The sequence below is a fragment of the Lysinibacillus sp. 38-6 genome, assembly GCF_046245175.1.
Classification (GTDB): Bacteria; Bacillota; Bacilli; order Bacillales_A; family Planococcaceae; genus Lysinibacillus.
Genome location: NZ_CP176417.1, coordinates 436,860 through 462,279 on the forward strand (window position 1 = coordinate 436,860; position 25,420 = coordinate 462,279).

Annotated in this window: 24 protein-coding genes; 21 read left to right on the top strand and 3 right to left on the bottom strand. The window is 39.3% G+C overall.

Annotated elements, in window-relative coordinates; translation table 11 throughout:
• Nucleotides 1-92: 92 nt before the first annotated feature.
• The 4 genes from ACKVEV_RS02325 (at nt 93) to ACKVEV_RS02340 (ending at nt 5,325) form a co-directional block, all read left to right on the top strand.
• Nucleotides 93-1,298, top strand: coding sequence for an MFS transporter (locus tag ACKVEV_RS02325; RefSeq protein WP_409368788.1), 1,206 nt, complete (start codon nt 93-95; stop codon nt 1,296-1,298).
• 175 nt (nt 1,299-1,473) lie between these two features.
• A complete protein-coding gene (locus tag ACKVEV_RS02330; RefSeq protein ID WP_409368789.1) occupies nt 1,474-2,097 on the top strand; it encodes a TetR/AcrR family transcriptional regulator in 624 nt (207 codons plus the stop codon).
• A gap of 147 nt (nt 2,098-2,244) precedes the next feature.
• Nucleotides 2,245-4,563 (top strand): FtsX-like permease family protein, encoded by a 2,319-nt coding sequence (locus ACKVEV_RS02335; protein ID WP_409368790.1) that lies wholly within the window; start codon nt 2,245-2,247, stop codon nt 4,561-4,563.
• A 3-nt stretch (nt 4,564-4,566) separates the two neighbouring features.
• Complete coding sequence (locus ACKVEV_RS02340; protein WP_409368791.1) at nt 4,567-5,325, top strand: ABC transporter ATP-binding protein; 759 nt, start codon at nt 4,567-4,569, stop codon at nt 5,323-5,325.
• 200 nt (nt 5,326-5,525) lie between these two features.
• Here ACKVEV_RS02340 and ACKVEV_RS02345 read toward each other — a convergent pair whose 3' ends face one another.
• Nucleotides 5,526-6,308: an enoyl-ACP reductase gene (locus ACKVEV_RS02345; protein ID WP_409368792.1), complete on the bottom strand. Its 783-nt coding sequence runs from the start codon at nt 6,306-6,308 to the stop codon at nt 5,526-5,528.
• A gap of 178 nt (nt 6,309-6,486) precedes the next feature.
• A complete protein-coding gene (locus ACKVEV_RS02350) occupies nt 6,487-6,735 on the bottom strand; it encodes a ferredoxin (RefSeq protein WP_173478432.1) in 249 nt (82 codons plus the stop codon).
• Nucleotides 6,736-6,840: 105 nt separating this feature from the next.
• Here ACKVEV_RS02350 and ACKVEV_RS02355 point away from each other — a divergent pair, with 105 nt between their 5' ends.
• The 7 genes from ACKVEV_RS02355 (at nt 6,841) to ACKVEV_RS02385 (ending at nt 14,326) form a co-directional block, all read left to right on the top strand.
• Complete coding sequence (locus ACKVEV_RS02355) at nt 6,841-7,869, top strand: helix-turn-helix domain-containing protein (RefSeq protein WP_409368793.1); 1,029 nt, start codon at nt 6,841-6,843, stop codon at nt 7,867-7,869.
• On the top strand, nt 7,870-9,312 hold the full coding sequence (locus tag ACKVEV_RS02360; protein ID WP_409368794.1) for a RecQ family ATP-dependent DNA helicase: 1,443 nt from the start codon (nt 7,870-7,872) through the stop codon (nt 9,310-9,312). It begins immediately after the preceding gene.
• 88 nt (nt 9,313-9,400) lie between these two features.
• Nucleotides 9,401-10,123: a LysM peptidoglycan-binding domain-containing protein gene (locus ACKVEV_RS02365; RefSeq protein ID WP_409368795.1), complete on the top strand. Its 723-nt coding sequence runs from the start codon at nt 9,401-9,403 to the stop codon at nt 10,121-10,123.
• Nucleotides 10,124-10,282: 159 nt separating this feature from the next.
• Nucleotides 10,283-11,038 (top strand): metallophosphoesterase, encoded by a 756-nt coding sequence (locus ACKVEV_RS02370; RefSeq protein WP_409368796.1) that lies wholly within the window; start codon nt 10,283-10,285, stop codon nt 11,036-11,038.
• Between the two features lie 144 nt (nt 11,039-11,182).
• Entirely contained in the window at nt 11,183-12,145 is a 963-nt protein-coding gene (locus tag ACKVEV_RS02375) for a YpdA family putative bacillithiol disulfide reductase (RefSeq protein ID WP_409368797.1), read from the top strand.
• Between the two features lie 74 nt (nt 12,146-12,219).
• The gene (locus ACKVEV_RS02380) at nt 12,220-12,780 is read left to right on the top strand and encodes a glycerol-3-phosphate acyltransferase (protein ID WP_409368798.1); all 561 of its coding nucleotides are present in this window, start codon (nt 12,220-12,222) and stop codon (nt 12,778-12,780) included.
• 4 nt (nt 12,781-12,784) lie between these two features.
• Nucleotides 12,785-14,326, top strand: coding sequence for an aminotransferase class V-fold PLP-dependent enzyme (locus tag ACKVEV_RS02385; RefSeq protein WP_409368799.1), 1,542 nt, complete (start codon nt 12,785-12,787; stop codon nt 14,324-14,326).
• Nucleotides 14,327-14,517: 191 nt separating this feature from the next.
• Here ACKVEV_RS02385 and ACKVEV_RS02390 read toward each other — a convergent pair whose 3' ends face one another.
• Entirely contained in the window at nt 14,518-15,486 is a 969-nt protein-coding gene (locus tag ACKVEV_RS02390; RefSeq protein ID WP_409368800.1) for an asparaginase, read from the bottom strand.
• A gap of 82 nt (nt 15,487-15,568) precedes the next feature.
• On the opposite strand from ACKVEV_RS02390, the gene prsW reads away from it, so the two are divergent.
• The 10 genes from prsW to ACKVEV_RS02440 all read left to right on the top strand — a co-directional run bounded on the left by prsW (nt 15,569) and on the right by ACKVEV_RS02440 (nt 25,269).
• Nucleotides 15,569-16,243 carry a glutamic-type intramembrane protease PrsW gene (gene prsW / locus ACKVEV_RS02395; RefSeq protein WP_402923730.1) on the top strand — a complete coding sequence of 225 codons (675 nt, stop codon included), beginning with the start codon at nt 15,569-15,571 and terminating at the stop codon, nt 16,241-16,243.
• Nucleotides 16,244-16,342: 99 nt separating this feature from the next.
• Complete coding sequence (sleB, locus tag ACKVEV_RS02400) at nt 16,343-17,173, top strand: spore cortex-lytic enzyme (RefSeq protein WP_409368801.1); 831 nt, start codon at nt 16,343-16,345, stop codon at nt 17,171-17,173.
• Between the two features lie 16 nt (nt 17,174-17,189).
• Nucleotides 17,190-18,473 carry a PepSY1/2 domain-containing protein gene (locus tag ACKVEV_RS02405; RefSeq protein ID WP_409368802.1) on the top strand — a complete coding sequence of 428 codons (1,284 nt, stop codon included), beginning with the start codon at nt 17,190-17,192 and terminating at the stop codon, nt 18,471-18,473.
• Nucleotides 18,474-18,558: 85 nt separating this feature from the next.
• A complete protein-coding gene (locus tag ACKVEV_RS02410; RefSeq protein ID WP_409368803.1) occupies nt 18,559-19,218 on the top strand; it encodes a flagellar brake protein in 660 nt (219 codons plus the stop codon).
• A gap of 83 nt (nt 19,219-19,301) precedes the next feature.
• Nucleotides 19,302-19,976, top strand: coding sequence for a (d)CMP kinase (cmk, locus tag ACKVEV_RS02415; protein ID WP_409368804.1), 675 nt, complete (start codon nt 19,302-19,304; stop codon nt 19,974-19,976).
• 102 nt (nt 19,977-20,078) lie between these two features.
• Nucleotides 20,079-21,215 carry a 30S ribosomal protein S1 gene (rpsA, locus tag ACKVEV_RS02420; RefSeq protein WP_409368806.1) on the top strand — a complete coding sequence of 379 codons (1,137 nt, stop codon included), beginning with the start codon at nt 20,079-20,081 and terminating at the stop codon, nt 21,213-21,215.
• A gap of 181 nt (nt 21,216-21,396) precedes the next feature.
• Nucleotides 21,397-22,707 (top strand): ribosome biogenesis GTPase Der, encoded by a 1,311-nt coding sequence (gene der / locus ACKVEV_RS02425; protein ID WP_409368807.1) that lies wholly within the window; start codon nt 21,397-21,399, stop codon nt 22,705-22,707.
• A 141-nt stretch (nt 22,708-22,848) separates the two neighbouring features.
• On the top strand, nt 22,849-23,865 hold the full coding sequence (locus ACKVEV_RS02430) for an NAD(P)H-dependent glycerol-3-phosphate dehydrogenase (protein ID WP_409368808.1): 1,017 nt from the start codon (nt 22,849-22,851) through the stop codon (nt 23,863-23,865).
• A gap of 374 nt (nt 23,866-24,239) precedes the next feature.
• On the top strand, nt 24,240-24,452 hold the full coding sequence (locus tag ACKVEV_RS02435) for a DUF2768 domain-containing protein (RefSeq protein ID WP_409368809.1): 213 nt from the start codon (nt 24,240-24,242) through the stop codon (nt 24,450-24,452).
• Between the two features lie 16 nt (nt 24,453-24,468).
• Nucleotides 24,469-25,269, top strand: a complete 801-nt coding sequence (locus tag ACKVEV_RS02440) for a hypothetical protein (protein WP_409368810.1) — start codon at nt 24,469-24,471, stop codon at nt 25,267-25,269.
• Nucleotides 25,270-25,420: the final 151 nt, after the last annotated feature.

Sequence of the window (25,420 nt, forward strand, 5' to 3'; positions counted from 1 at the left end):
TTGTCCAAAATTTGTCGAACTGTCAGTGTTTTTTAAAGAATGTTGTATTAGAATAATAGATAGAAGTGTCTTGTAAATGGAGGGAGATAGAAATGGACTATATTCAGAAAGGAACAAAGGCGTTCAACAAAGCAAATTGGGCATTATTTTTAGCAGGCTTTATAACGTTTGCGAACTTGTATGTATCGCAGCCATTGTTACCGACATTTGCACAAGAGTTTCATGTCTCGCCAGCAGTTGCTAGTTTGTCATTATCAGTTACTACTTTGGCACTGTCGATTAGTATGATTATTGTTGGATCATTGTCAGAAGCGTGGGGCAGAAAGTCGTTAATGACGATATCGATATTTGCAGCATCTGTTTTAACGCTCGCACTTGCTTTTTCACCGAACTTTGAAACGATATTAGTATTGCGCGTTATTCAAGGGATTGTGTTTGCAGGTTTACCCGCAATTGCCATGGCTTATTTAGGAGAGGAAATGGAGCCATCAAGTTTAGGGATTGCGATGGGCCTTTATATAAGTGGCAATTCTGTCGGAGGGCTTAGTGGCCGTGTAATAATTGGTACATTCACCGACCTGTATAATTGGCAAGTTGGTATGATTGTTCTTGGTATCATTAGTTTAATTATTAGTCTGTTATTTATTTGGATGTTACCGAATTCTAAGCATTTTACAGCACGACCGTTACAACTAAAACCATTAACTCAATCACTTATTCAGCATTTAAAGGACCCTTCGATGCTTTGCTTATTTGGCATTAGCTTTGTGTTAATGGCCAGCTTCGTGACACTGTACAACTATATAGGCTTTAAATTAATGGCACCACCATACAATTTAAGTGCTACAATTGTCGGCTGGATCTTTGTCATTTATTTAGTTGGGACGTTTAGTTCCGCTTGGTTTGGCAGTTTGGCTGATCGTTTTGGCCGCCAAAAGATGTTGATTATAGCGATTGCGATTATGCTAGCAGGGGCCCTTATGACATTACAAAGTCTACTGTTATTAAAAATAGTAGGTATTACGGTTTTCACATTTGGCTTCTTTGCAGCCCATTCAATCGCCAGTGGCTGGGTAAGCAAGCGTGCCACGCATGATAAAGCACAAGCATCCTCTTTGTATTTATTTTTCTATTATTTTGGTTCTAGTGTCGGGGGAACTGCCGGAGGCGTATTTTGGATGCACTTTGGCTGGATAGGCGTGATTGCTATGATTACGGTCTTTCTAGTCACAGCTTGTGTGCTAACTTTTGTGTTAAAGGGCATCATTGCTAAACAACGGTTAATGACCAGTCATTAGGAGGATAGTGCAGATTTAAGCGCACGTAGTGACTCCTGCTTTCAATAAAGAAAAAGTGTTAGATTGACTTAGTGCATCTAACACTTTTTCTTTATCACTATATATTGACAAAATGGAATAAGATACCATAAACTGTTTATATACAGACAGACAGTCGGTCAGTAAGGAGGTCCACATGAGAAAAGAAGCGGAAGAACGTCGAAACGAAATACTGGATGCAGCTGATGAGCTTTTCGGTCAACAAGGTTTTGATGGTACGAGTACAAATGATATTCTTCAAAAAGTTGGGATTGCACGAGGGACACTCTATTATCATTTTAAATCGAAAGAGGATATTATGGACGCCTTAATTGAACGTTATACGGAGCGAATTTTAAGCGCGGCTAAGGAAATCGCCAATGATAAGAATAGAGCGGTCTACGAACGTATTATCGGTGTGGTCATGGCATTGAATATTAGTAATGATAGCGGTAAAGAAGTAATAGAGCATATGCATAAGCCACAAAACGCTCTTATGCACCAGAAAATACAAAAAGTTATCGTCAACGAGGTGCCACCAATACTATCGGAAATTATTTGTGAAGGTATTGAGCAACAATTATTTCATACACCGTATCCGTATGAATGTATGGAAATGATTGTTGCCTATACCAATACGGTTTTTGATGATGCAATGGTCAGTTTAACGAATGAACAGTTTGCAAGTCGAGTGCAAGCTTTAATTTTTAATGTCGAACGATTGTTAGGTGTTGAACGTGGAAGTCTTCAGCATATGATGAGGATGTTTGCGCATGAATAGGAATATTCAAGTTTAGGTATTGGTGTCAGAGAACGCCTGTTTCTTAAGTCAGCATGCTGCGAAACAAGCTTCTATTAGCATGTATTGGAAAAAGTAATGGAAGAGAATTGTTGTACAAAATTAAATGCTTAATCATAGAGGTGACATATGTATTACAAAATGATTCGTAATGATATTGCCAAAAGCAAACTGATTTCGCTGACAACAATGATATTTGTGGCGGTAGCGGCGATGCTTGTAGCGCTATCAGCTATACTCGTTGTCAATCTTTCTAGCGCGCTAGACACACTTATGAAACAGGCGAAAACGCCTCATTTTATGCAGATGCATATAGGGGATATTGATACGACAAGACTGAGAGATTTTGCTACCCAAAATGGGAATGTCGAAGATTATCAAGTGCTTGAGTTTCTTAATATTGACGGTGCACAAATAACGATAAATAATCGTTCATTTGTCAGTAATGTGCAAGATAATGGCTTTAGTATTCAAAGTGAAAAATTCGATTATCTTTTAGATCTTGACGGCAATATTATCCATGCTGTAGATGGCGAGCTTTATGTTCCTTTACGTTATATGAAGGAAAACGATATTAAAGTCGGTGACAAAGCAACGATCAGTGGAAAAAACTTCACTGTTGCAGGGTTTTTACGAGATTCACAAATGAATTCCATGCTGTCTTCATCAAAGCGATTTCTTATTAGTAAAAATGATTACGCAGCAATTCAAAGCACAGGACGGATGGAATATTTAATTGAATTCAGATTAAAAGATTTATCGTCGCTTAGCGCATTTGAAACGGCTTATGCGACGGCAGGACTTGAAGCAAATGGGCCAACGATTACGTATCCACTGTTTAAAATGCTCAATGCGCTGACTGATGGTTTGATGATTGCCATTATACTGGTTGTTAGTCTTTTAGTTGTTGTCATTGCCTTTATGTGTATACGTTTTACACTGCTTGCAAAAATCGAAGAAGACTATCGAGAAATTGGCGTTATGAAGGCAATCGGCTTACCTGTTGCAGATATAAAGAAAATATATCTTGCAAAATACGCAGCCATTGCCGCGATAGGTAGTATGATCGGTTTTATATTTTCCTTATTGTTGAAAGGGCTGCTTCTTGAAAATATAAGACTTTATATGGGGGAAAGCGGGGATTCTTTTCTTGCATTGCTGTTCGGAATTTTCGGCATTGTATTCGTATTTTTAGTCATGCTGACGTATGTAAACGGTGTGTTGAAACGCTTCCGAAAAATTTCCGCTGCTGAAGCCATTCGCTTTGGTACAGCCCAGGAACAAAAGAGTAAGACAAAGAAGTTTCGCTTGAGCAGTAACCGTTTGTTTCATACGAATATTTATCTAGGTATTAAAGATGTATTAGCAAGAAAAAAACTTTACGCCACTATGCTAACGGTACTAGTTACGGCGGCGTTTATTATCATTGTACCACTTAACCTTTACAACACGATTTCCTCCAATAACTTCATCAAGTATATGGGCATTGGCAATTATGATTTGCGTATTGACGTGCAGCAGACCGAAAATATAGCAAATAAAACGGAACAGATTTTAGATGCCATACACCATGACAGCAGCATTGCAAAGTATACCGTTCTTACGACGAAAACATTTAAAGCGAAAATGGAAGATGGCACAGAGCAAAATATAAAAATTGAACTGGGTGACCATTCGATATTTCCAATAGAATATTCAACTGGTCGAGCGCCCACTGCACAACATGAAATAGCGCTATCAGCGTTAAATGCCGATGAGCTAAATAAAAAAATAGGCGATAGCATGACACTGATTATGGCAGGGAAGGAGCGGAATTTTAAGATTAGCGGCATCTATTCGGATATTACAAACGGCGGAAAAACCGCAAAGGCTATGTTTACCGACCATTCTGCAACTATTATGTGGAGCGTGTTTTGCCTGGAATTTTCCGATAAAGCATTGATAAAAGATAGAATGGCAGCGTATGCGAGTGATTTTCCCTATGCCAAAGTTTCAGCCATTCACGATTATGTTATCCAAACATTTGGCTCAACAATAGATGCCGTGGGCAAGGCTTCCCGTACCGCCATTGCTGTTGCACTGTTTATCGCTGTATTGGTAACGATGTTGTTTATGCAAATGTTAGTTGCAAAAGATAGATATGCTATTGCTGTGATGAAAGCATTAGGATTTACAAATGCGGATATTACGGTTCAGTATGCCGCGCGCTCTTTATTCGTTTTAATCATCGGCATTGTGATTGGTACACTTCTCGCGAACACACTTGGTGGATTACTGGCAGGGGCGGTTATTTCATCTTTTGGCGCTTCGTCGTTTACATTTTCGGTAAATCCGATGGCGGCGTACTTGCTTTGTCCGCTACTACTGGCATGCACGGTGCTGCTAGCAACAATACTTAGTACTTCGGGTGCCGGGAAAATAAAAATATCCGACAATATAAAGGAGTAGCTTATGAAGAAAATAATTATCGGAGACCATATTTGTAAAGCTTTCGGTGAAGGTCAGGAAAAGCACACAGTATTGAAAGATGTGTCAGTGGAAATTAACGAGGGGGAATTCGTTGCAATTATGGGTCCATCAGGTTCAGGGAAATCGACCCTTATGTATGCACTAAGTGGAATGGATAGTATAGATGCTGGCACAGTGTCTTTTGATGGAATGGACCTATCCGCACTGAGTGAACAAGCACTTGCAGAATTACGGCGAACAAAGATGGGATTTATTTTTCAACAACCAACTTTGCTGAAAAATTTAAATATATTGGATAATATCATTCTTCCTTCGATGCGAAATAACAGAACAAGCGTGGACAATATAAAGAAAAAGGCGCGCGCACTGATGAAAAAGGTTGGTATTAGTGAACTGGAAAGGCGAGATATCACGCAAGTTTCAGGTGGACAGCTGCAACGGGCAGGCATTTGTCGTGCACTGATAAGCAATCCGCCAATACTTTTTGGTGATGAGCCGACTGGTGCACTTAACTCTAAATCAGCCCAAGATATTATGGATATTATCGCTGATATTAATGCACAAGGAACAGCGGTGCTACTTGTTACGCATGATCCGAAGATTGCAGCTAGAACAGATCGCGTATTATTTATGTGTGATGGGGAAATTGTCAATGACTTTCACTTTAACCGATTTACTGACACAAATCTAGATGTCAAAATAGATAAGCTGATGGGGGCTATGCGGAAAATCGGTGTTTGAGTGTAGAGAAGGATATCCCATTCAAAAAGATTAATACAAAAGGTCGATTCCTACTCACAACGCACAAAACGTAGACGAGGGAATCGGCGCGCGCAAGCAGAGGGTCGTGGCTTACGGTGTGTCAGCGGGAAGTACCACTATAATAAAAAAAAGTGTTAGATTGATGGTAGTCAATCTAACACTTTCTCTCTTTTAAACTATTAACCCATAATGTTGTAGCCGGCGTCAATGTAAATTGTTTCGCCTGTTACACCACGTGATAGGTGAGATAGCATAACGATAGTCATATCGGCAACTTCATCTTGTTGCACATTACGTTTTAATGGTGCTGTTTCTTCGATTTTGTGTAAAATCGTATTAAATGAAGGAACACCTTTCGCTGCTAGTGTACGAATAGCACCAGCAGAAATAGCATTGACACGGATATTGTCTTGACCAATATCAGCAGCAAGGTAGCGCATTGAAGCTTCTAATGCAGCTTTGGCAACCCCCATTACGTTGTAGCCATCAAGTACACGTTCTGCCCCTAAGTAACTCATTGTGACAATAGAGCCGCCTTCTGTCATGTATGGATGTGCTGCTTTGGCAGTTGAAATTAAAGAATAAGCGCTCGTATCTTGCGCAAACGCATAACCATCACGCGTTGTTTCTAAAAAGCGATTGTGTAAATCTTCAGCATTGGCAAATGCTACTGAGTGTACGATACCGTGGATAACGCCAACTTTTGCTCCAATAGTATCAAAAGCAGCTTTTGTGCTTTCATCACTGTTAACATCGCATTGGACAACAAGTGCATCCGCTTGGCCATAGTTTTCAAGTTGCTTTTGTAATTTTTTTAATGAACGCTCTTGGCGATAGGTGAAAATGACATTAGCGCCTACATCAAATAAACGTTTAGCAATCCCCCAAGCAATACTGCGGTCGTTTGCAACACCCATTACGACAATGTTTTTATCTTTTAATTGTAATAAATTATCCATCATTTTTATAAGTACCCCTTTACGAAATAATATCTGTTATTAGTACCAACTACTAAAATCTTATCATAGATAAATTGTGCTTGCAATAATAAGATGAAAAGAGCATACCATTTTGTAGCTACCAATCGCATGCAAAAAGGCATCCTAATGAAGGATGCCTTTATGTAGTAATGGTATGTTACTATTCAAATTTTAAAGAATCGCCATCAAAAGGTTCTTCAGCCACTTTGATTGAATCAGTTGGGCAACCTTCAAAAGCGTCTTGCATGTCTTCTAGTAGATCTTCTGGAACTTCAGCAGTTCCCATGTTATCATCTAAAATAACGAAGGCAATGCCTTCATCATCATAATCATAAATATCGGGTGCTGCGGCTCCGCATGCGCCACAAGCGATGCATGTATCTTTATCAACAATTGTGTATTTAGCCATTTCTTTCTCTCCTTTTACGATGGTCCTACAAAGCTTCATACTCATTTTAAAGATGTTTAACTGACATTTCAACCTAATACTATTAAATTGGAGGAATTTGCTTCAATGTTTTATCAAATTTTATTGCAAATCTTTCAAAAACTAAATAATGAACGAACTGTTTCAGCAGCCTATCATATCCTTAGAGGCAAGCGTTCAGGCCAGACAATTCAAGATGTTGGACTATTTCAGTTACATAACTATTTTGGATTACTGCCAAAACTGCCACGCGCGACATTTGACGATGCGGTATCTACCTTTTTGCAATATAGTTGGTTAAATATGCAGGAATCAGGTCACTATTCCATGAAAAAGCTAGGTTTGCAACGAGCAGAGCAAACAGCTACTTTTTTATTTGATGGCTGGCATTATCGCGGAAACGAGCATATCTTTTTCGCTCGACTGTCTTTAATCGTTCAAAGTTTGTCATATCATAAAGAGGGAATTCGCTCATTTTCACCGATTAGTAAAGATGTACAAGTTCAGTCATGGGTACGTGCTTTTTTACAAGATCAGCAGTATCAGACAGGGCAATTGCAACAACAATTATATGATGAATGTCTGCGTGTATTAACTGCTTTACCAGTAACAGATGCCAATAAACAACTCTTCCTATATCGTTTGAGTGGCCATAGTTTACCAGGTTGGACATGGCAGCAGCTTTCTAGTGAACGCAAGGAAACGGTGCTAGATAGTCAATTAGCATTTATTGAATTGCTACATACACTATTGAATGAAGTACATGCAACAGAGGACTATCCGTTACTTAGCAAAATAGCTACTGAACTTCGTGTAAAAGCTTTGCTGACCGATTCTGCCCAGCAAACTGCCTATTTATATGAACAAGGCTATTCTGTTGAGCAAATTGTGCAAATAAGAAAATTGAAACAAAGTACGATTGAAGACCATTTAGTTGAATTAGCGATGAATGAACCGAACTTTTCGATTGGTCCATTCGTCTCATATGAAGAAGCGGAAAAAGTTTGGCAGGCATCCAAGCAATACCAAACGAAAAAATTAAAGGCATTGCATGATGTGGTAAATGAATTAAGTTATTTCCAGCTCAGACTTGTCCTCGCGAAAGGAGAAGTTTAGATGGAACTAGAGCAAACATTAGCCAAGCATTTTGGCTATACAACATTTCGACCAGGTCAAAAAGAGGTAATTGAAGCCGTTCTTAAAGGGCAAGATGTCATTGCATTACTGCCAACAGGTATGGGTAAATCGCTGTGCTATCAATTGCCAGCCTATATCTTGCAAAAGCCCGTCTTGATCGTGTCGCCATTACTTTCTTTAATGCAAGATCAGGTAGAACAACTAAAACGACTAGGGGAAAAAAGAGTCGTAGCATTAAACTCATTTTTAACAGCATATGAAAAACGTTATGCACTCCATTATCTCGAACAATATCGTTTTATTTTTACGTCACCCGAAATGCTGTTGCAACAACAGGTGCAGGAAAAGCTGGCGAACATGGCACTTGGTCTAATTGTGGTGGATGAAGCACATTGTATTTCGCAGTGGGGATTCGATTTCCGTCCAGATTATTTGCGTATAGGCGACTGGTTTTTGCAAAACAATCGTCCACCCGTCTTAGCGTTGTCAGCTACTGCAACGCAAAAAGTTGTTAAGGATATTCATGCGACGCTTTCGCTGAACGCACCATTTGAATTTATGTATAATGTCGATCGTCCTAATATTCACCTTGGGCGTGTCGTATTCGAGGATCGGGCAGATAAAGCAAGATGGATCGTAGACCATGTGAAAAAAACAGCTGGACCGGGTATTTTATATATGTCATCTCGCAAGCGTGCAGAGCAATATGGTGAAACCTTTATCCAAGCGGGTATACGAGCTGCCGCTTATCATGCTGGTTATAGTGCAGATGATCGTCAATTTATTCAGCAGCAATTCATTGATGGAGAGTTAGATTGGATAGTGGCAACCAATGCTTTTGGTATGGGCATCAATAAAGCCAATATCCGCCAAGTCATTCATGAAACAATGCCAGCCAATGTCGCCAATTATATGCAAGAAATTGGCCGCGCCGGTCGTGATGGCGAGCCAGCGCTAGCGATCTTACTTTATAGTGATGGTGACGAGGAGTCTGCGAAATTTGTTGTAACAGGGGATTTGCCGTCAGTAAGTCATGTCGATCGCTATCAAGAGCTTCTATTGCAGCATGTGGAGCCTGTGCAAATGTTAAAAAATGGTGAGCTAAGTGAAACGGCCTTTCGAGTGCTGGATTACTGGTACCATCAAGAGTCTATAGAACAAGTAAAAGCGCGTCTTAATTATTTTGCACTTGAAAAATATCAAGCAGTTGATGAAATGTTAAAAATTACTCAGACCAAAGGCTGTATTCGCGAACAGCTTGTCGGGTATTTTGGGCAAAAATTGCAGAAAAAACCTGAAAACTGTTGTGAAAATTGTGGAATCGATTATGATGAAATCAATATAGTACGCGCTCAAGAAGTGAAAAAGGTAGAAATGGTTGCATGGCAAAGTCGATTAAACCAGCTTTTACGAAGCGATTAGACGAAAACTTACGGTCATTTACTTTTTTCGCAAAATTCGTCATAATAGAATGATAGAAGAATGCGTAGCAAGGTTGGAGGAAAGTCGAATGAGTAAAGAAGACTATCGTGATAAAATCGAAGAACATCGTCAGTCATTTGAAGAAGAACAACAAGAACAGCTAAATCTATCTAGAGTTTCTAGAATGAATAAAAATGGAAGCAATAACAAAAAACCGAAAAAGTCAAAACAGCGTAAATTTCCTTTAATGACGATTCTTTTTGTTACCTTTATCTTAATTCCATTAACGATATTAATTTATTTTGTGCAATTCTATGATCCTGGTAAAACGATTGAAGAAGCTGAAAAGGATACAATGAAAAATTCTGTTGTAGAATTTGATAAGACTGGCAGTAAAGCGGAAGCATCCACATCATCTGACAAAGACAAAGATGAAAAAGCAAATGAACAAGCGAAAGAACAGGCACAAAAAGATGCTGAAAAGTTAGCAGCTCAACAAAAGGCTGCTGAAGAAGCGAAGAAGGCTGAAGAGGCGAAAAAAGCGCAAGAAGCGAAAGTAGCTCAGCAACAGGCAGAGGCAGCGAAAAAAGCAGAAGAAGCTAAAAAGGCTGAAGAAGCACGCAAAGCTGAACAAGCGAAGCAAAACGCCGCTAATGCCAAAACACATACAGTCAAATCAAATGAAAATTTATATCGTATTGCATTAAAGTACTACGGTGATGGTAGTGAAGCAACGTTAGCAAAAATTCGAGCGGCCAATGGCATGCCGAATGATACGGTATTTGTTGGGCAAGTCATTAAACTACCATAGAAAAAATGGTGTCATTCTTTGGCAATGCTGTTTTTCTAGTATAAAATATAGGACAAACGTCAACACCAAAGTAAGGTTGAGGCAAACGTCTGATGAGTGAAAAGGCGATTCTATAGCAAAATGAATCGCCTTTTTGCTGTCGTAAGGAGAAGTGAGGGTATGCTATATATTGGACTATTATTATTAATAGTTATCGCCTTCCTACTCTATATGTGGAAGGTTGCACACGAAAATAATGTGAGGCATCATCAATTAGCACTGAAAGGTGAGCAAGAACAGATTCGACTATTTTTTATTTCAGATACGCATTTACGAAAAATCAATCGCCAAATGATTGCAAAATTAACAGGCACATTTGATGCGGTTATTATCGGTGGCGATTTTGCAGATGGGCGCACCCCGATCCAACGGATTCATGACAATCTTGATTTATTAACGCCGCTAGGTCCTACTTATTTTGTCTGGGGAAATAATGATAGAGAAGTAGGAGAGGAGAGACTTCGCGATATTTTACAACAACATGGGGTTACAATCATCGCGAATGATGCCGTCCTGTTGCCACAAAAGAATCGTATTTGGCTAAATGCGATTGAAGATACGTCGACGATGAAATATAGCTTTGATGCGGCTTTTGAAAAAGTAGCCGAGGAAGATTTTGTCATTTTTATTTCACATAATCCCGGTGTGTTTGCGCGCGTTCGTGCAAAATTTAGAGCGGATTTAATGATTGGCGGCCATTTGCACGGTGGTCAAATAAGAGTAGGTCCATACGGTGTTCATCCGCTCGGTTCTTATCGTGAACGCGATGGTGTAATGACACTTGTCAGTAACGGCTATGGCACAACATTATTGCCATTGCGTTTAGGCGCAAAACCTGAATGCCATATTATTGACATTGAAATTTCGGGTAAATAAACAACCAAAAATGTTTAGAAGGCGTATAATGGAAACGAAAGTTTTTTAAAATGCAACTGAGCTATCCATTGGAAGTATAGTTTGCATGGAAAGCGTAGCATCTGTGTTAAATGCGCGGATGTGAATTGATAGGAGTGTCAAACAATGCAGCAAGTTGATGCAATTATTGTTGGAGGAGGCCCATGTGGTTTAGCCGCAGCAATATCATTACAAAATATTGGTTTACGACCAATCGTTATTGAAAAAGGGAATATCGTTAATGCCATTTACAATTACCCGACACATCAAACTTTTTTTAGTACGAGTGAGCGTTTAGCGATTGGTGATGTGCCATTCATTATTGAGGGGCGCAAACCAAAGCGCAATCAAGCACTTGTTTATTATCGTGAAGTGGTGCGCTTGAAAGATATTCAAGTAAATCGTTTTGAAAAAGTCGGTAGTGTTAGGAAAAATGGCGAAAAATTTACGGTAACGACAGATAAAGATGTTTATGAAACGCCCTATGTAGTCATTGCAACAGGCTATTATGATCATCCCAACTATATGGATATCCCGGGTGAGTCATTACCGAAAGTGTACCATTACTTTAAAGAAGGGCATGAATTTTTTGATACGGATGTCCTTGTGATCGGTGGGAAAAATTCAGCCGTCGATGCAGCGTTAGAGTTAAACAAGGCTGGCGCACGTGTCACAGTTGTTTATCGAGGTAGTGAATATTCTCCAAGTGTTAAGCCATGGGTGTTACCTGAATTTGACGGGCTTGTGCGAAACGGAGAAGTCACAATGCATTTTAAAACAACTGTAAAGGAAATTCGAGAGCATGAAGTAGTAGTGAATATTGACGGTCGCGAAGAAGTAATAAAAAATGACTTTGTTTTTGCTATGACGGGCTATCATCCAGATCATTCATTTATTCGAGCGATGGGTGTGACAATTGACGACGAATCAGGTCGACCATATTGTCATCCTGAAACAATGGAAACGAATGTAGCGGGGCTATTTATTGCTGGCGTTATCGCAGCTGGAAACAATGCCAATGAAATTTTTATTGAAAATGGACGCTTCCATGGTGAGTGTATTGCACAAGCCATCGCACAAAGAATATAACGACAAGAAGCTGTATAGGCGTGATTGCTTATACAGCTTCTTTTACAATAATCGCTTTGAAAAGGTGGGGGAACATGACTTGGTTGTATTGGCTCGTTAGTTACTGTATTGGAAACTTTTTGACGGCTTTTTTCGTTGGAAAAGTATATGGTGTTAATTTACAGCAGGAACGAAGTAAAAACTTAGGTGCCCGCAATGCAGGCAGTGTCATAGGTAAGGCTGCGTTTATGTGGACGTTTTTAGGGGATTCCTTAAAAGGTGTTCTCGTTGTATTATTAGGAAGTTTTTGGCATATGGAACAATGGGCAATCATTGTCGGTGGCTGTTGTGCCATTCTCGGACATATGTATCCCATATGGCTGAAATTTCGTGGTGGGAAAGGTGTGGCAACGTTTATTGGCGTAGGACTTACGTTATCGCCTGCTTTATTTTCCATGATGATAGTCGGTACAGCCATCGTCCTTCTTATGACAAGAAGTTTGACACTGGGTATGCTCGGTGGCTTTATGTTTTACATTTTAGCCATGATACGATCAGAACAGTTTCTGCTATACATACCAATGTTAATTGTCATCATTTGTATGCTAATAAAGCATACATCCAATATAAAGGAGTCTTTAAGTAGGAGGAAGTAAAAATATGTACTGGTGTAAAATTGCACAGACAAAAGACGAATTTGATGCCATTGCGCAGCTAAATTATGAAACGTTTGTAGAAGAAATCCCGCAACATGAACCAAATGATCTGAAAAGAAAAGTAGATCGTTTTCATCAAGAAAATACGTATTTAGTTGTTTATAAAGAAACGGAGCTTATCGGCATGTTAGCTTTTCGAGATCAGCGACCGTTTTCCATTGATGAAAAAATTGGCGAAGTGGAGCAATACTTGCCAAAGGAAAGCTGTACAAAGCTTTGTGAAATTCGCTTGCTTGCTGTGAAAAAACCGTATCGAACAGGTCGTGTTCTATTAAGGTTAACACAGGCGTTAAATGCTTTTGCATATGAAAAAGGTTACTCTGCCGCTGTCATTTCAGGTACTACACGTGAGGAAAAGTTGTATAAGCAAATGGGCTTTCAGCAATTTGCACCAGCAGTCGGAACCGCGGAAGCGATGTTTTTGCCAATGGTACTAACAAGACAACAATTTGAACAATCTTTGCAACAAAAACTGGCACATGACAGTTTTACATTTTACCCAGGGCCAGTAAAACAACAAGGAGCTATTTTGTATTCTGATATGTCGCACCGCTCTCAAGCATTCCAATCGTTATATGACCAGATGCGCAGCAAGCTTTTAGCATTATCGAATGCAAAGCATATGGCTACATTTGTAGGCACTGGGACATTGGCAAATGAGGTGATGCTCGGACAACTTAAGGCACAGCAAGCAGGGCATGGACTGATTTTAACGAATGGCGAATTTGGAGAACGGCTACACAAGCAGGCAGAGCGCTGGTCATTGGCTTTTGATCTTGTCAAGCAACAGTGGGGAAGCGCATTAGACTTGCAATCAGTGGAGGCGCTATTACAAACAGGCTCTTACAAGTGGCTAGTAATGGTGCACGGGGAAACGTCAACAGGTACATGTAATGATTTAGAAGGTATAGCACAGTTGGCTAAGCGTTATAACATTAAGCTTTGCGTAGATTGTATTAGCTCTTTTGGAGCAATGCCGTTTTCAATAGCCGATTGTTACTTAGCGACAGCTGTCAGTGGGAAAGCAGTCGGGGCACTTAGCGGATTGGCCTTTGTATTTTCGCAACAGCTTGTGGAGCATTCCGCTACTTTACCTGCCTATTTAGATTTAGCGAATTATCAGCAAGGTGAAATTCCTTATACTTTACCAGCAGCATTGATAGGAAATGTGGCACATGCTTTACAAGCCTACCCAGCTCGCTATAGCCTGCTTCAGCAACGCTTCGATGCGCTATTACAGCTACCCGTTATGCACAATCGTTTACAAACGACAGCTTATCCAATGATTGTCACCATCCAATGTCCAAGACGTCTTACTAATATATCGACCGATTTAAAATTAAACGGTTTATATGTCCATGGCGATAGTGACTATTTACGTAAACGAAATTTTATCCAGTTTTCGGTCATTCAACCTGACTTTGATAAAGCGTTCAGTCGTCTACATGATTTGTTAACATACTATATGGATACTGTAGATGATTAAATGGCAATATATTTTCTGCGCTGTTACTTTACTGGCGATTTGAGCGGTTTTGGTGGCGCTAAGAGATGTTTTGGTGGCGATTTAAGCTCATTTAGTGGCGCTAAGAGATGTTTTATTGGCGATTCACGTTACTATGTTCAATACGCCCCTGTTTGTTAGATTCTGTCTAACAAGCAGGGGCATTAAAATTCTTACAAGAAAAATTCCTTTAAGTCCAATGGATTTCCTACTGTGTTTAAACCGATTAGTAATTTTAATCGCGCTTTTTGACCATTGATGCCTGTTGCAAAAATAGCACCTAAATCTTCTAGCATTTTTCCTCCGCCAACGTAACCATATACGCCTTCTGCGATACCGTTAAAGCAGCGAGAAACTAGCACAACGGGTATGCCTCGTTCTAATAAACTTTCAATGCCTTTGACAACGGTTGGTGGTACATTCCCTTGTCCGAGCCCTTCAAGTACGACGCCGTCATATTGACAAGCTAGAACAACATCGAGTAAATCTACTTCCATCCCTGCATATACTTTCAACATCGCTACTCGTTTCTCTAAGCCCTGTACATCTACATATTGGCGGCGAAGCGGGGCGTGGTGAAACAAAATACGCGATTTTGTAATAAGTCCGATGGGCCCATATTGTGGCGATTGGAATGTATTAACTGAACTCGTGCTCGTCTTTGTCGTGTTGACAGCGAGATGCACCTCGTCGTTCATGACAACTAGCACACCTTTGTCCCGTGCTTCATCATCAACAGCTACGCGCACTGCCTCCACTAGATTGTAGACGCCATCTGCACCGAGCTCATTAGAGGAACGCATCGCACCTGTTAGAACAATCGGAATCGATAAATTTGTTGTTAACTCTAAAAAATAGGCCGTTTCTTCTAGCGTATCGGTGCCGTGTGTAATGACTACACCATCAAAATGTTCGCTTGCAGTTTTTTCTATAATTAAATTACGTAAATGAAGCATTTCGTTCGGCGTAATATGTGGCGAAGGCAGGTTAAATGCCTCCACTTCTTTAATCACTGCAAGCGAATCAAGTTTTTTACTCTCTTTTATAAGGGGATTTTCTTTGTTTGGCATAACCGCACCTTCATCACTCATTGCCATTGATATTGTGCCACCTGTATGAATTAATAAAATTGTTTTTCTCATAAAAATAAATCTCCTTTTAAAAAGTTTTTTTGTCATTACATGGTATAATGATAGTAGTCTATTGTTGAAAGGAGCCGGCAACATGATCATCCTTTTATCAGCTGCCATTGCTCCCGGTCTAGCGCTTTTTAGTTACTTCTATCTGCGCAATCAAATGGCAACGGAGCCAAGAAAAACTTTACTTCAAACGTTTTTATATGGCGCTTTTTTAACATTCCCTATTTTGTTTTTACAATATGTATTAACAGAGGAAGGGGTTTTTCGATATCTTTATATGCAAGATGTCCTATTTTCAAGTGTTATAGAAGAGTTTTTTAAATGGTTTGTTCTGTTAATAGCTCTTTACAATCACGTGGAATTTGATGACCCTTATGATGGCATATTGTACGGTGCAAGTATATCATTAGGATTTGCCACAATTGAAAATGTCTTATACTTATTTTCTTTCGGTTTGAATACAGCCTTTATGCGAGCATTATTACCCGTTTCCAGTCACGCGCTTTTTGGTGTAGTAATGGGTTATTATTATGGGCGTGCTAAATTTTCAAAGCATGCAAAGACGAAAGAAATGATTGCCATGGCATTTTGTGCACCGGTTGTATTACACATTTTATACAATACAATATTATCATTTAAAGGGCATTGGGTATATTTAATGATACCGTTTATGCTATTTCTATGGTGGTTCGGCTTGCGTAAAGTAAAGCTTGCGCACTATCATCTTGTCCAACATTTGCATATGCATAAAAAAATATAAAAGCGTAGAAATCTAAAAAAGATTTCTACGTTTTTTTCTATTTTATCAATGTATAAAATATGCTCTTTGTTTCAAGCTATAAAAAAAGGAGTGATGATTGTGCGTTTATTAAGCATGCTTTTTGCTTTCCTAATTGCGATTAGTATAGTCTCAATTCCACAAAATAACGCAACAGCATTTAGCGACCAACAAATTACCCGTGGCGCTTATGGAGATGATGTGATTGAGTTACAGGCTAGACTACAATACTTAGGATTTTATAAAAGTAAAATTGACGGGAAATTCGGCTACAACACGTATTGGGCATTACGAAATTTCCAAGAAAAATATGGACTACCGGTAGATGGAATCGCTGGTACAAAGACAAAAAAAGCATTAGCAGGATACTCAGATTATGATGAAGCTTGGGTGAAAGCTCAATTAAAGGCAGGCAATCAATTTACCTATTATGGTGGTATCCCGCTTGACCAACAAGTGAAAAATGGTGGCACTACAGGAGGCGGTACAGCCAACAATAATGACAGTAGTGGAAGTAGTAATAGTAACGGCACGAATACACAAATCCCACCAAAGTATACAGAACGCGATTTACAATTAATGGCCAATGCGGTTTATGGAGAAGCAAGGGGAGAACCGTATGAGGGGCAAGTAGCTGTAGCAGCGGTTATTTTAAATCGCTTAGAAAGCCCTGATTTCCCTAATACAATTTCAGGAATTATATTCCAACCTTTAGCATTTACTGCAGTGGCAGATGGACAAATTTGGTTGGAGCCAAATCAACGTGCAAAGGAAGCCGTTATAGATGCGATGAATGGCTGGGATCCATCTGAGAATGCACTCTATTATTTTAACCCTAAAACTGCAACTAGTAAGTGGATTTGGTCTCGTCCTCAAATAAAACAAATAGGTGAGCATATTTTCTGCTCTTAAGAAAGGAGGTCAATAAATGAGAACAATGCTCGTCATTTTAACGATAGCCGTAATTGGTTTAGGAGCCTATAGCATTGATTTACATGGAGATAAAGAAAGTTTACAACGTACTGTCCATGCGCAGTATACCGAAAAATTAACGGATGCCTCTGAAAAATTATCATACTTACAAAGAGCCGTTTCTCAGTCCTTATTATTTAAGGATGAGCAAGCAATCCACAGTGAGTTAGATTCCATTTGGCGCTTAAGCTCAGAAGTGCGTTCATCGATGGCCAATATTCCGATTGGACAAGAACTTTCCAATCAGTGGTTAGGGTATTTAGGAAGATTGGGTGATGAAGCGAAAAAAACGGCGAAATCTGGGGATTATGAAGCTTGGCGCAAAAAGATGCCACAAATCTCTACGAATTTACAAGCTTTATCAGACGAATGGGCAACAGCCACTGTTGATTACTATAAGCAAGATGGCAATATGGATGTTTGGATGCGTCAAGTAGACAATAAAAATCCGAATACATCATTTGATAATATTCAAAAGACCTTAAAGGATTATGGTGAAAGTGATTTCCCGCTGACTTTAAGCGAATCGGATTGGCAGAAGAAATTAGAATTAAAAGCTTTACAAGATTCCGTTATTACGGAAAAAGAAGCATTGGAAAAAGTAAAATATTTATTCCCCCTTATTAAAGATGCGACTTTTACTGTGACCAAAAGTAGTGAAACAGCACCGTATCCGTTTTATCACATACAGTTCCACCAAGGTATCCGTTTAGGGTATGTCGACTTAACGGAAAAGGGAGGACATTTACTTTCCTATTTAGTGGAACGTCCTGTTGACGAGGCAAAGCTTTCACAAGACGAAATCATTAAAAAAGCACAAGAACATTTACAACGCTTAGAAATGAAAGACGTGGCATTTGTGGAAGCGCGAGAAAATCATTTAGCGTGGCATGTTACATTTGCACGCGTTCACCCTGGCGATAATGCTTTAATTTATGCAGATGGCGTTCAATTGAAAATTGCCAAGGATAATGGTGAGTTACTTGGTGCCAATGCAATGGAATATATACAGGAAGAATCGATTAAACCACAAGTGGCCAAACCAATTGATTGGAAAACGTTCTTTGATGACGATGTGCGTGTTGAAGAAGTGAAAAATATTTATACGGATAATGGTCAATTCGAGCAACGTCTTTGCTATGAGGTCATTGCAGTGCGAGATGCACAGGCCCAAGAAACATTCCGCATCGTAATTGATGCAGAAAATCACAATGTATTAAAAGTAGAATATTTAACCTGAGCTCAGAAAAAGCTTCCAGTTCATATAGCCAAAATTTCCATCCCATGCGATAATAGAGGCATATATATTGTTCGGGGAGATGCTCATGGAAATAAAAATTGGTACACTATTACAACTTGAACCTACTTATACAGATCGTATTGAAAAATTTCGCTGTAAAGTAGTTGAACAAAAAGATCAAATTCTTTATATTGACTATCCAATCAATGTAACGACGAAGAAAACAGCATTCTTAATAGATGGTTCTGAATTTAGGGCAACATTTCGAACAGAAGATAAAAATTCCTATGCATTTAGTACGGAAGTGATTGGACGCAAAGCGGGCAATATCCCGATGATTATGTTGCACTGCCCACAACCGGATGAGTTTATTAAAATTCAACGACGTGAATATGTGCGTGTCGAGACACCTGTCGATGTGGCGGTGCAATTTAAAGAGTATAAGTATCAGTTAGTCACAACCGATATAAGTGCAGGTGGACTCGCTTTGATTGTCAAAGGGGATGTAGCCTTTAAAGATGGCGATGACATTAAATTAACAATCGTCTTGCCATTTGCCAATGGCGATGTTAATTATGTCGTTACTGATGCATCAGTTGTTCGAGTATTTGAAAAGGATGATAAGACGATTGCGACCATTCAATTAACGGACACGGATGATATTGATCAACAACATATCGTACGTTTTTGTTTTGAACGACAGCTAGTCAATCGCCGAAAAGAATTAAATCCGTTTGATGATTAAATTCCAAAAAGCCCTCATACTTGTAGAGGGCTTTTTTTTATTAGTATGTTACAATATGGTGTGAAAGAAAGTAGGGAAAACAGATGAACAAAAACATTCAAATCGCAATTGACGGACCAGCAGGAGCTGGCAAAAGTACAATCGCCAAAATCGTTGCAGAATCACTTGGGTTCACGTATATCGATACGGGTGCAATGTATCGAGCAGTTACGTATAAAGCAATGCAACAAAACATACATTTAAATGATGAAGCAAAATTAGCAGAAATGCTAGCAGCTAGCACAATTGAATTAAAGCCATCACCTCAAGGTCAGCTTGTTTTTTTAGACGGCGAAAATGTAACGGATGCCATTCGTTCAAACGAAGTCACATCATCGGTGTCACAAGTTGCAGCACATGCCAAAGTGCGTGAACTGCTCGTAGCACAGCAGCAAAAGCTTGCAGCAAATGGCGGTGTTGTCATGGATGGACGCGATATAGCGACACATGTGTTAAAAGATGCGGAACTAAAAATCTTTATGTCTGCAACTGTGGAAGAACGTGCAAGACGCCGTTTTATTGACAATGAAAAACGAGGCATAGCGTCTTCAATTGAAAAGCTCCAAGAAGAAATTGCTTTGCGCGATAAAATGGATAGTGAGCGTGAAGCATCACCACTTATTCAGGCAGCGGATGCGATTTATTTAGATACAACGACGCTATCAATTGATGCTGCAGCACAAGCCATTTTAAAATTAGCGCAAGAAAAAATGGTATAAATCCTAAAATTCCAGACATTTTTAGAATTTAAAGGATTTATTTTTGTCTTTGTCTTCAATATCGAATAAAATAGTAAGGGAAGATGCGAAGGAGGGTTACATATGTCTGAAGAAATGAACTATGCAGATCAAACGTTTAACGAAGGTGATATCGTCAAAGGTATTGCAGAGCAGGTTGATGAAAAAGCGGTAACTGTTTCTATTCCAGGTGCACCGTTTGACGGTATCGTACCAATAAGTGAATTATCGAGCCTGCACATTGAAAAAGCGTCTGACGCCATCTCCGTTGGGGATGAGTTAGAATTGATGATTACAAAAGTTGAAGAAGGAAACTATGTATTATCAAAACGTAAAGTAGATGCCTTAAAAGCATGGGATACACTAGAACAACAATTTGCTGCTGGGGAAGTTTTCGAAGCGGAAGTTAAGGATATTGTTAAAGGTGGTCTTGTTGTAGACTTAGGAGTACGTGGGTTCGTTCCAGCATCCCTAGTAGAAGATTATTTTGTCGATGATTTTGAAGATTATAAAGGGAAAGTAATGAACTTTAAAATTGTCGAGCTTGATAAAGAAAAAAATCGCTTAATTTTATCACATCGAGCTGTAGTTGAATCTGAGAAAGCTTCTCAGAAGAAACAAGTGATTAATCAAATTAAAGCGGGTGATGTATTAGACGGCAAGGTGCAACGCATTGCTTCATTCGGTGCATTTATTGACCTTGGTGGTATCGATGGCCTTGTTCATATTTCACAAGTATCACATGAGCATGTAAGTGATGTCAGTGAGGTTTTAGCAGAAGGACAAGAAGTGAAGGTTAAAGTGCTGTCGGTAGATCCAGAAAATGAGCGTATTTCATTATCGATTAAGGATACGATTCCTGGACCTTGGTCCAATATTGAAGAACGTGCAGCGAAAGGCACAGTACTTGTTGGGAAAGTAAAGCGTCTTACATCGTTTGGTGCTTTTGTTGAAGTTTTCCCTGGCGTGGAAGGCTTAGTGCATATTTCTCAAATTGCGCATAAGCATATTAACACACCTCATGAAGCGTTAAAAGAAGCGCAAGAGGTGCAAGTGAAAGTGCTAGATGTTAACGTGGATGAAGGGCGTCTTGCATTAAGTATTAAAGACTTATTGGAAAATCCTGAGGCTGAAGAAGTAATCGACTATGAACTGCCTGAAGAGAACACTGGTTTCTCACTTGGTGATGTTATTGGCGACCAATTAAAAAACTTTAAATAACAGAAATGGCGAGGATACAGTTGTATCCTCGCTGTTCTTTTTCAAGCAATTAAATTGTGTGAGAATTGTGTGAGTGCCTGGCACTATAAAAAAAGTACTCACCTCGATGGATATGTTATGATATAATGGCATTTTTCGTGTATAATAGCGAAAGACAAGAAGTTGGAAGGATGAAGTACAGATGACGAAACCAGTAGTAGCCATCGTAGGTCGTCCGAACGTAGGTAAGTCAACGATTTTTAATCGTATCGTTGGAGAACGTGTCTCGATTGTAGAAGATATTCCGGGAGTAACACGTGACCGTATTTATAGTTCGGCAGAGTGGTTAACACATGATTTTAATATTATTGATACAGGTGGTATCGAAATTGGGGACGAGCCGTTTTTAGAACAAATTCGTCAACAAGCAGAGATTGCCATTGAAGAAGCGGACGTTATTATTTTTATGACAAATGGTCGTGAAGGGGTAACGGCAGCCGATGAACAAGTGGCGAAAATTTTATACAAAACAAAAAAGCCGGTCGTTTTAGCTGTTAACAAAATCGATAATCCAGATATGCGTGAAATGATTTATGATTTCTATGCACTTGGATTTGGTGAGCCTTGGCCAATTTCAGGTTCGCACGGATTAGGTTTAGGGGATTTATTGGATGAGTGTGCAAAGCACTTCCCACAAGAAGATGAAAATCAATACGGAGACGACGTAATCAAATTCTCATTAATTGGACGTCCAAACGTTGGGAAATCATCATTAGTAAATGCCTTCTTAGGTCAGGAACGTGTTATTGTCAGCAACATTGCGGGTACAACGCGAGATGCGATTGATACGCCTTATAAATACGATGGCCAAGAGTACGTTATTATTGATACTGCCGGCATGCGTAAAAAAGGAAAAGTGTACGAAACGACAGAAAAATATTCTGTGTTACGTGCGCTACGTGCGATTGAACGCTCTGACGTTGTATTAGTTGTTCTAAATGCTGAAGAAGGCATTCAAGAACAAGATAAAAAAATTGCGGGCTATGCACATGAAGCTGGAAAAGCCGTAATTATCGTCGTGAACAAATGGGATGCGATTGAAAAAGACGATAAAACAATGAATTTGTTTACACAGCAAATTCGTGAGCACTTTTTATTTTTAGACTACGCACCGATTATTTTCGTTTCAGCCAATACGAAACAACGTGTGCATCAAATTTTACCGATTATCCAGCGCGTAAGTGAAAACCATGCGATGCGTATTCAATCATCTATTCTGAATGAAGTAATTGAAGATGCGGTTGCACGTAATCCAGCGCCAACTGATAAAGGTCGTCGCTTACGTATTTACTATGCAACACAAGTAGCAATTCAACCGCCAACGTTCGTGGTATTTGTTAACGAAACGGAATTAATGCACTTCTCTTATGAGCGATTTTTAGAAAATAGAATTCGTGAAACATTTGATTTTGAAGGTACGCCAATTCGTTTAATTACACGTGCACGTGCTTAATCTAAATATTACACATTTCGTACGCCAACCTGACAATTGTTGTCAGGTGGCGTCTTTTTTCAAAGGACTACGCTAAATCGCGTGACAACATATAGGATCATTGCGAAAAATAGTCAAGAGGAAATAAAAGGGGGAATAGCAATGGAACGAGTTTGTGTACTAGGAGCAGGCTCATGGGGGTCAGCACTGGCAATGGTACTTGCAGAAAATGGACATGATACCCTTGTTTGGACGCATAGAGCCGATCAGGCAGAAGAAATTAATACACACCATACAAATAAAAAGTATTTGCCGGAAACGGTATTACCGCAAAATTTACATGCTACGCACGATATGGCAGAGGCAGTAGCCCACTCCAATACAATCGTTGTGGCCGTGCCGACAAAGGCTATTCGAGAAACTTGTGAAAAGATGACGGCTACATTAGATAGAAAAGTGTTATTTGTTCATGTGTCAAAGGGAATCGAACCCGATTCATTAAAGCGTATTTCTGAAATTTTGGCTGAAAGTTTGCCAACAGCATTTGTAGAGGATATTGTCGTACTGTCAGGGCCAAGCCATGCAGAGGAAGTCGTATTGCATCACCCAACTACGATTACAGCAGCCTGCGCTAATATTGAGGCTGCCGAGAAGGTACAAGACTTGTTTATGAATCAATTTTTCCGCGTCTATACGAATGAAGATGTCATTGGCGTGGAAATCGGTGGGGCGTTAAAAAATGTTATCGCATTAGCTGCAGGTATTACCGATGGTTTAAATTATGGGGATAATGCGAAAGCTGCACTGATTACTCGCGGGCTTGCTGAAATTACTCGCCTAGGTGTCAAAATGGGTGGCAATCCGTTTACCTTTGCGGGACTGACAGGCATGGGTGATTTAATCGTAACGTGTACAAGCGTGCACTCTCGAAATTGGCGAGCAGGGAATCTGTTAGGAAAAGGCATGAAGCTGCAAGAAGTACTTGATCAAATGGGAATGGTTGTCGAAGGTGTAAGAACAACGAAAGCAGCCTATCAATTGGCTAAAAAATACGATGTGGCGATGCCGATTTCAACAGAACTTTATAGCGTTTTATTTGACGACGTAGAGCCAAAAGTAGCAGTGGATGCTTTAATGATGCGTGTGAAAAAGCGCGAAATCGATGAAATGATGCATTAAAATCAATTGCTCGTACCAACAAGAAATAAAAAATTTTATATTTTGTCATGAAATAGACACAAAAAAGGCATCTCAATACGTATTTGAGATGCCTTTTTTTGAAATAATATCCAATAATACACTATAACTGTTAAATCGTTTTCACCACCTATAGTAAAAATATGATATGATTTCCACGGAAGACTATGCTGTTGCTAGTACTTTATTTTAAAATTATTTGTATAAATATTTTCCTGTATATCAAAAAAATAGCATATTTAGTGCCTGCTAGTATGCTATTTTTCCTTTTAGGAAAGCGCCTTCTTTTTTACGGAAGTGCATAGTATAATTAACGTTGATTGTCTCGTAGCATTGAAGAAAGGTGGTTGACTGAAATGGGTCCGTTAGCACATTTGCCTGCACTGGATGTCATGTGGGTATCTTTTTATTGTATCGGCTTTATGATTATATCTGTAGGTTTGATTTATTTAGGCCGCAATAAAATTTCAAATGGTTTTTTACGTACAATCGTCAATTTATTAGCATACATACTGTTTGGACTTGGAACATTTTTAATGGTACTGATTATTGCCACTTGGCCAGCTTAAAAGGAGGAAACGTGAAATGAAAAAACTAAATGCTTTTCTTTTGACAGTGGCAATAGCCGTATTGTTGGGTGGTTGCGCCTATCCTGAGGAAGAAAAGGCTGCAAATCAAGTGCCAGATGTCGATCAATTAGCGGCCGTTCAACGTGCTGTCAATGAATATCGTGAAGCAACAGGGGGCCTTGTGCCAATAAAAAATAGTGAATTGGATACGGATATTTATATAAAATATTTGATTGATTTTGAAAAATTAATGCCAAAATATATTGCGCAAATACCAGGCAATGCATATGAAAAAGGTGGTATTTATCAATATATTATATGGGATCCTGAAAACCGTGCCGAAGTAAAATTAGTAGATTTAAACTCTGCTGAGCGCATGCGAGAGATTATGATTCGTCAATTAGGTACGCAGTATATTCCAACAAAGGGTGCCATCGCTGATAATGTGTACCAAATTAACTTTGAAAAATTAGGATACAAAACAGATGTAACGGTGAAAAGTCCGTATTCGGGTGCTGAATTACCGATATTTATGACTGGCGATGGCGAAATGCATGTTGATTATTCAATCGACTTAGGTCAACTGTTAAAAGAGGACAAGCCCGATGTCAAACCAGGCGATGATATTCGTCAATTACTTGTCGATAAATATCCTGTCGTGCCTGCCTACTCAGTGCCTTATACGGTAGACGAAAACGGCGAGCCGACGTATATGATGGATGCATACAAAGCAGACGCGAAAAAAGCGAAAGAAGAAGCTGAAGCAGAAGCAGCTAAAGAACAAGAGAAAGAAAATAAAGCCTCAGATTCTAACTAATATATTTTTAACCTCAATGATTCGGTACAGATTGAATCATTGAGGTTTTTTTAGTGCCATTTATAGTGCCAGGCACTCACACAATTCTTACACAATTTCGTCTGTTTAGTCCGCAATAGTGCCTGTCACAGCGAAAATTTCTTTAGAACAA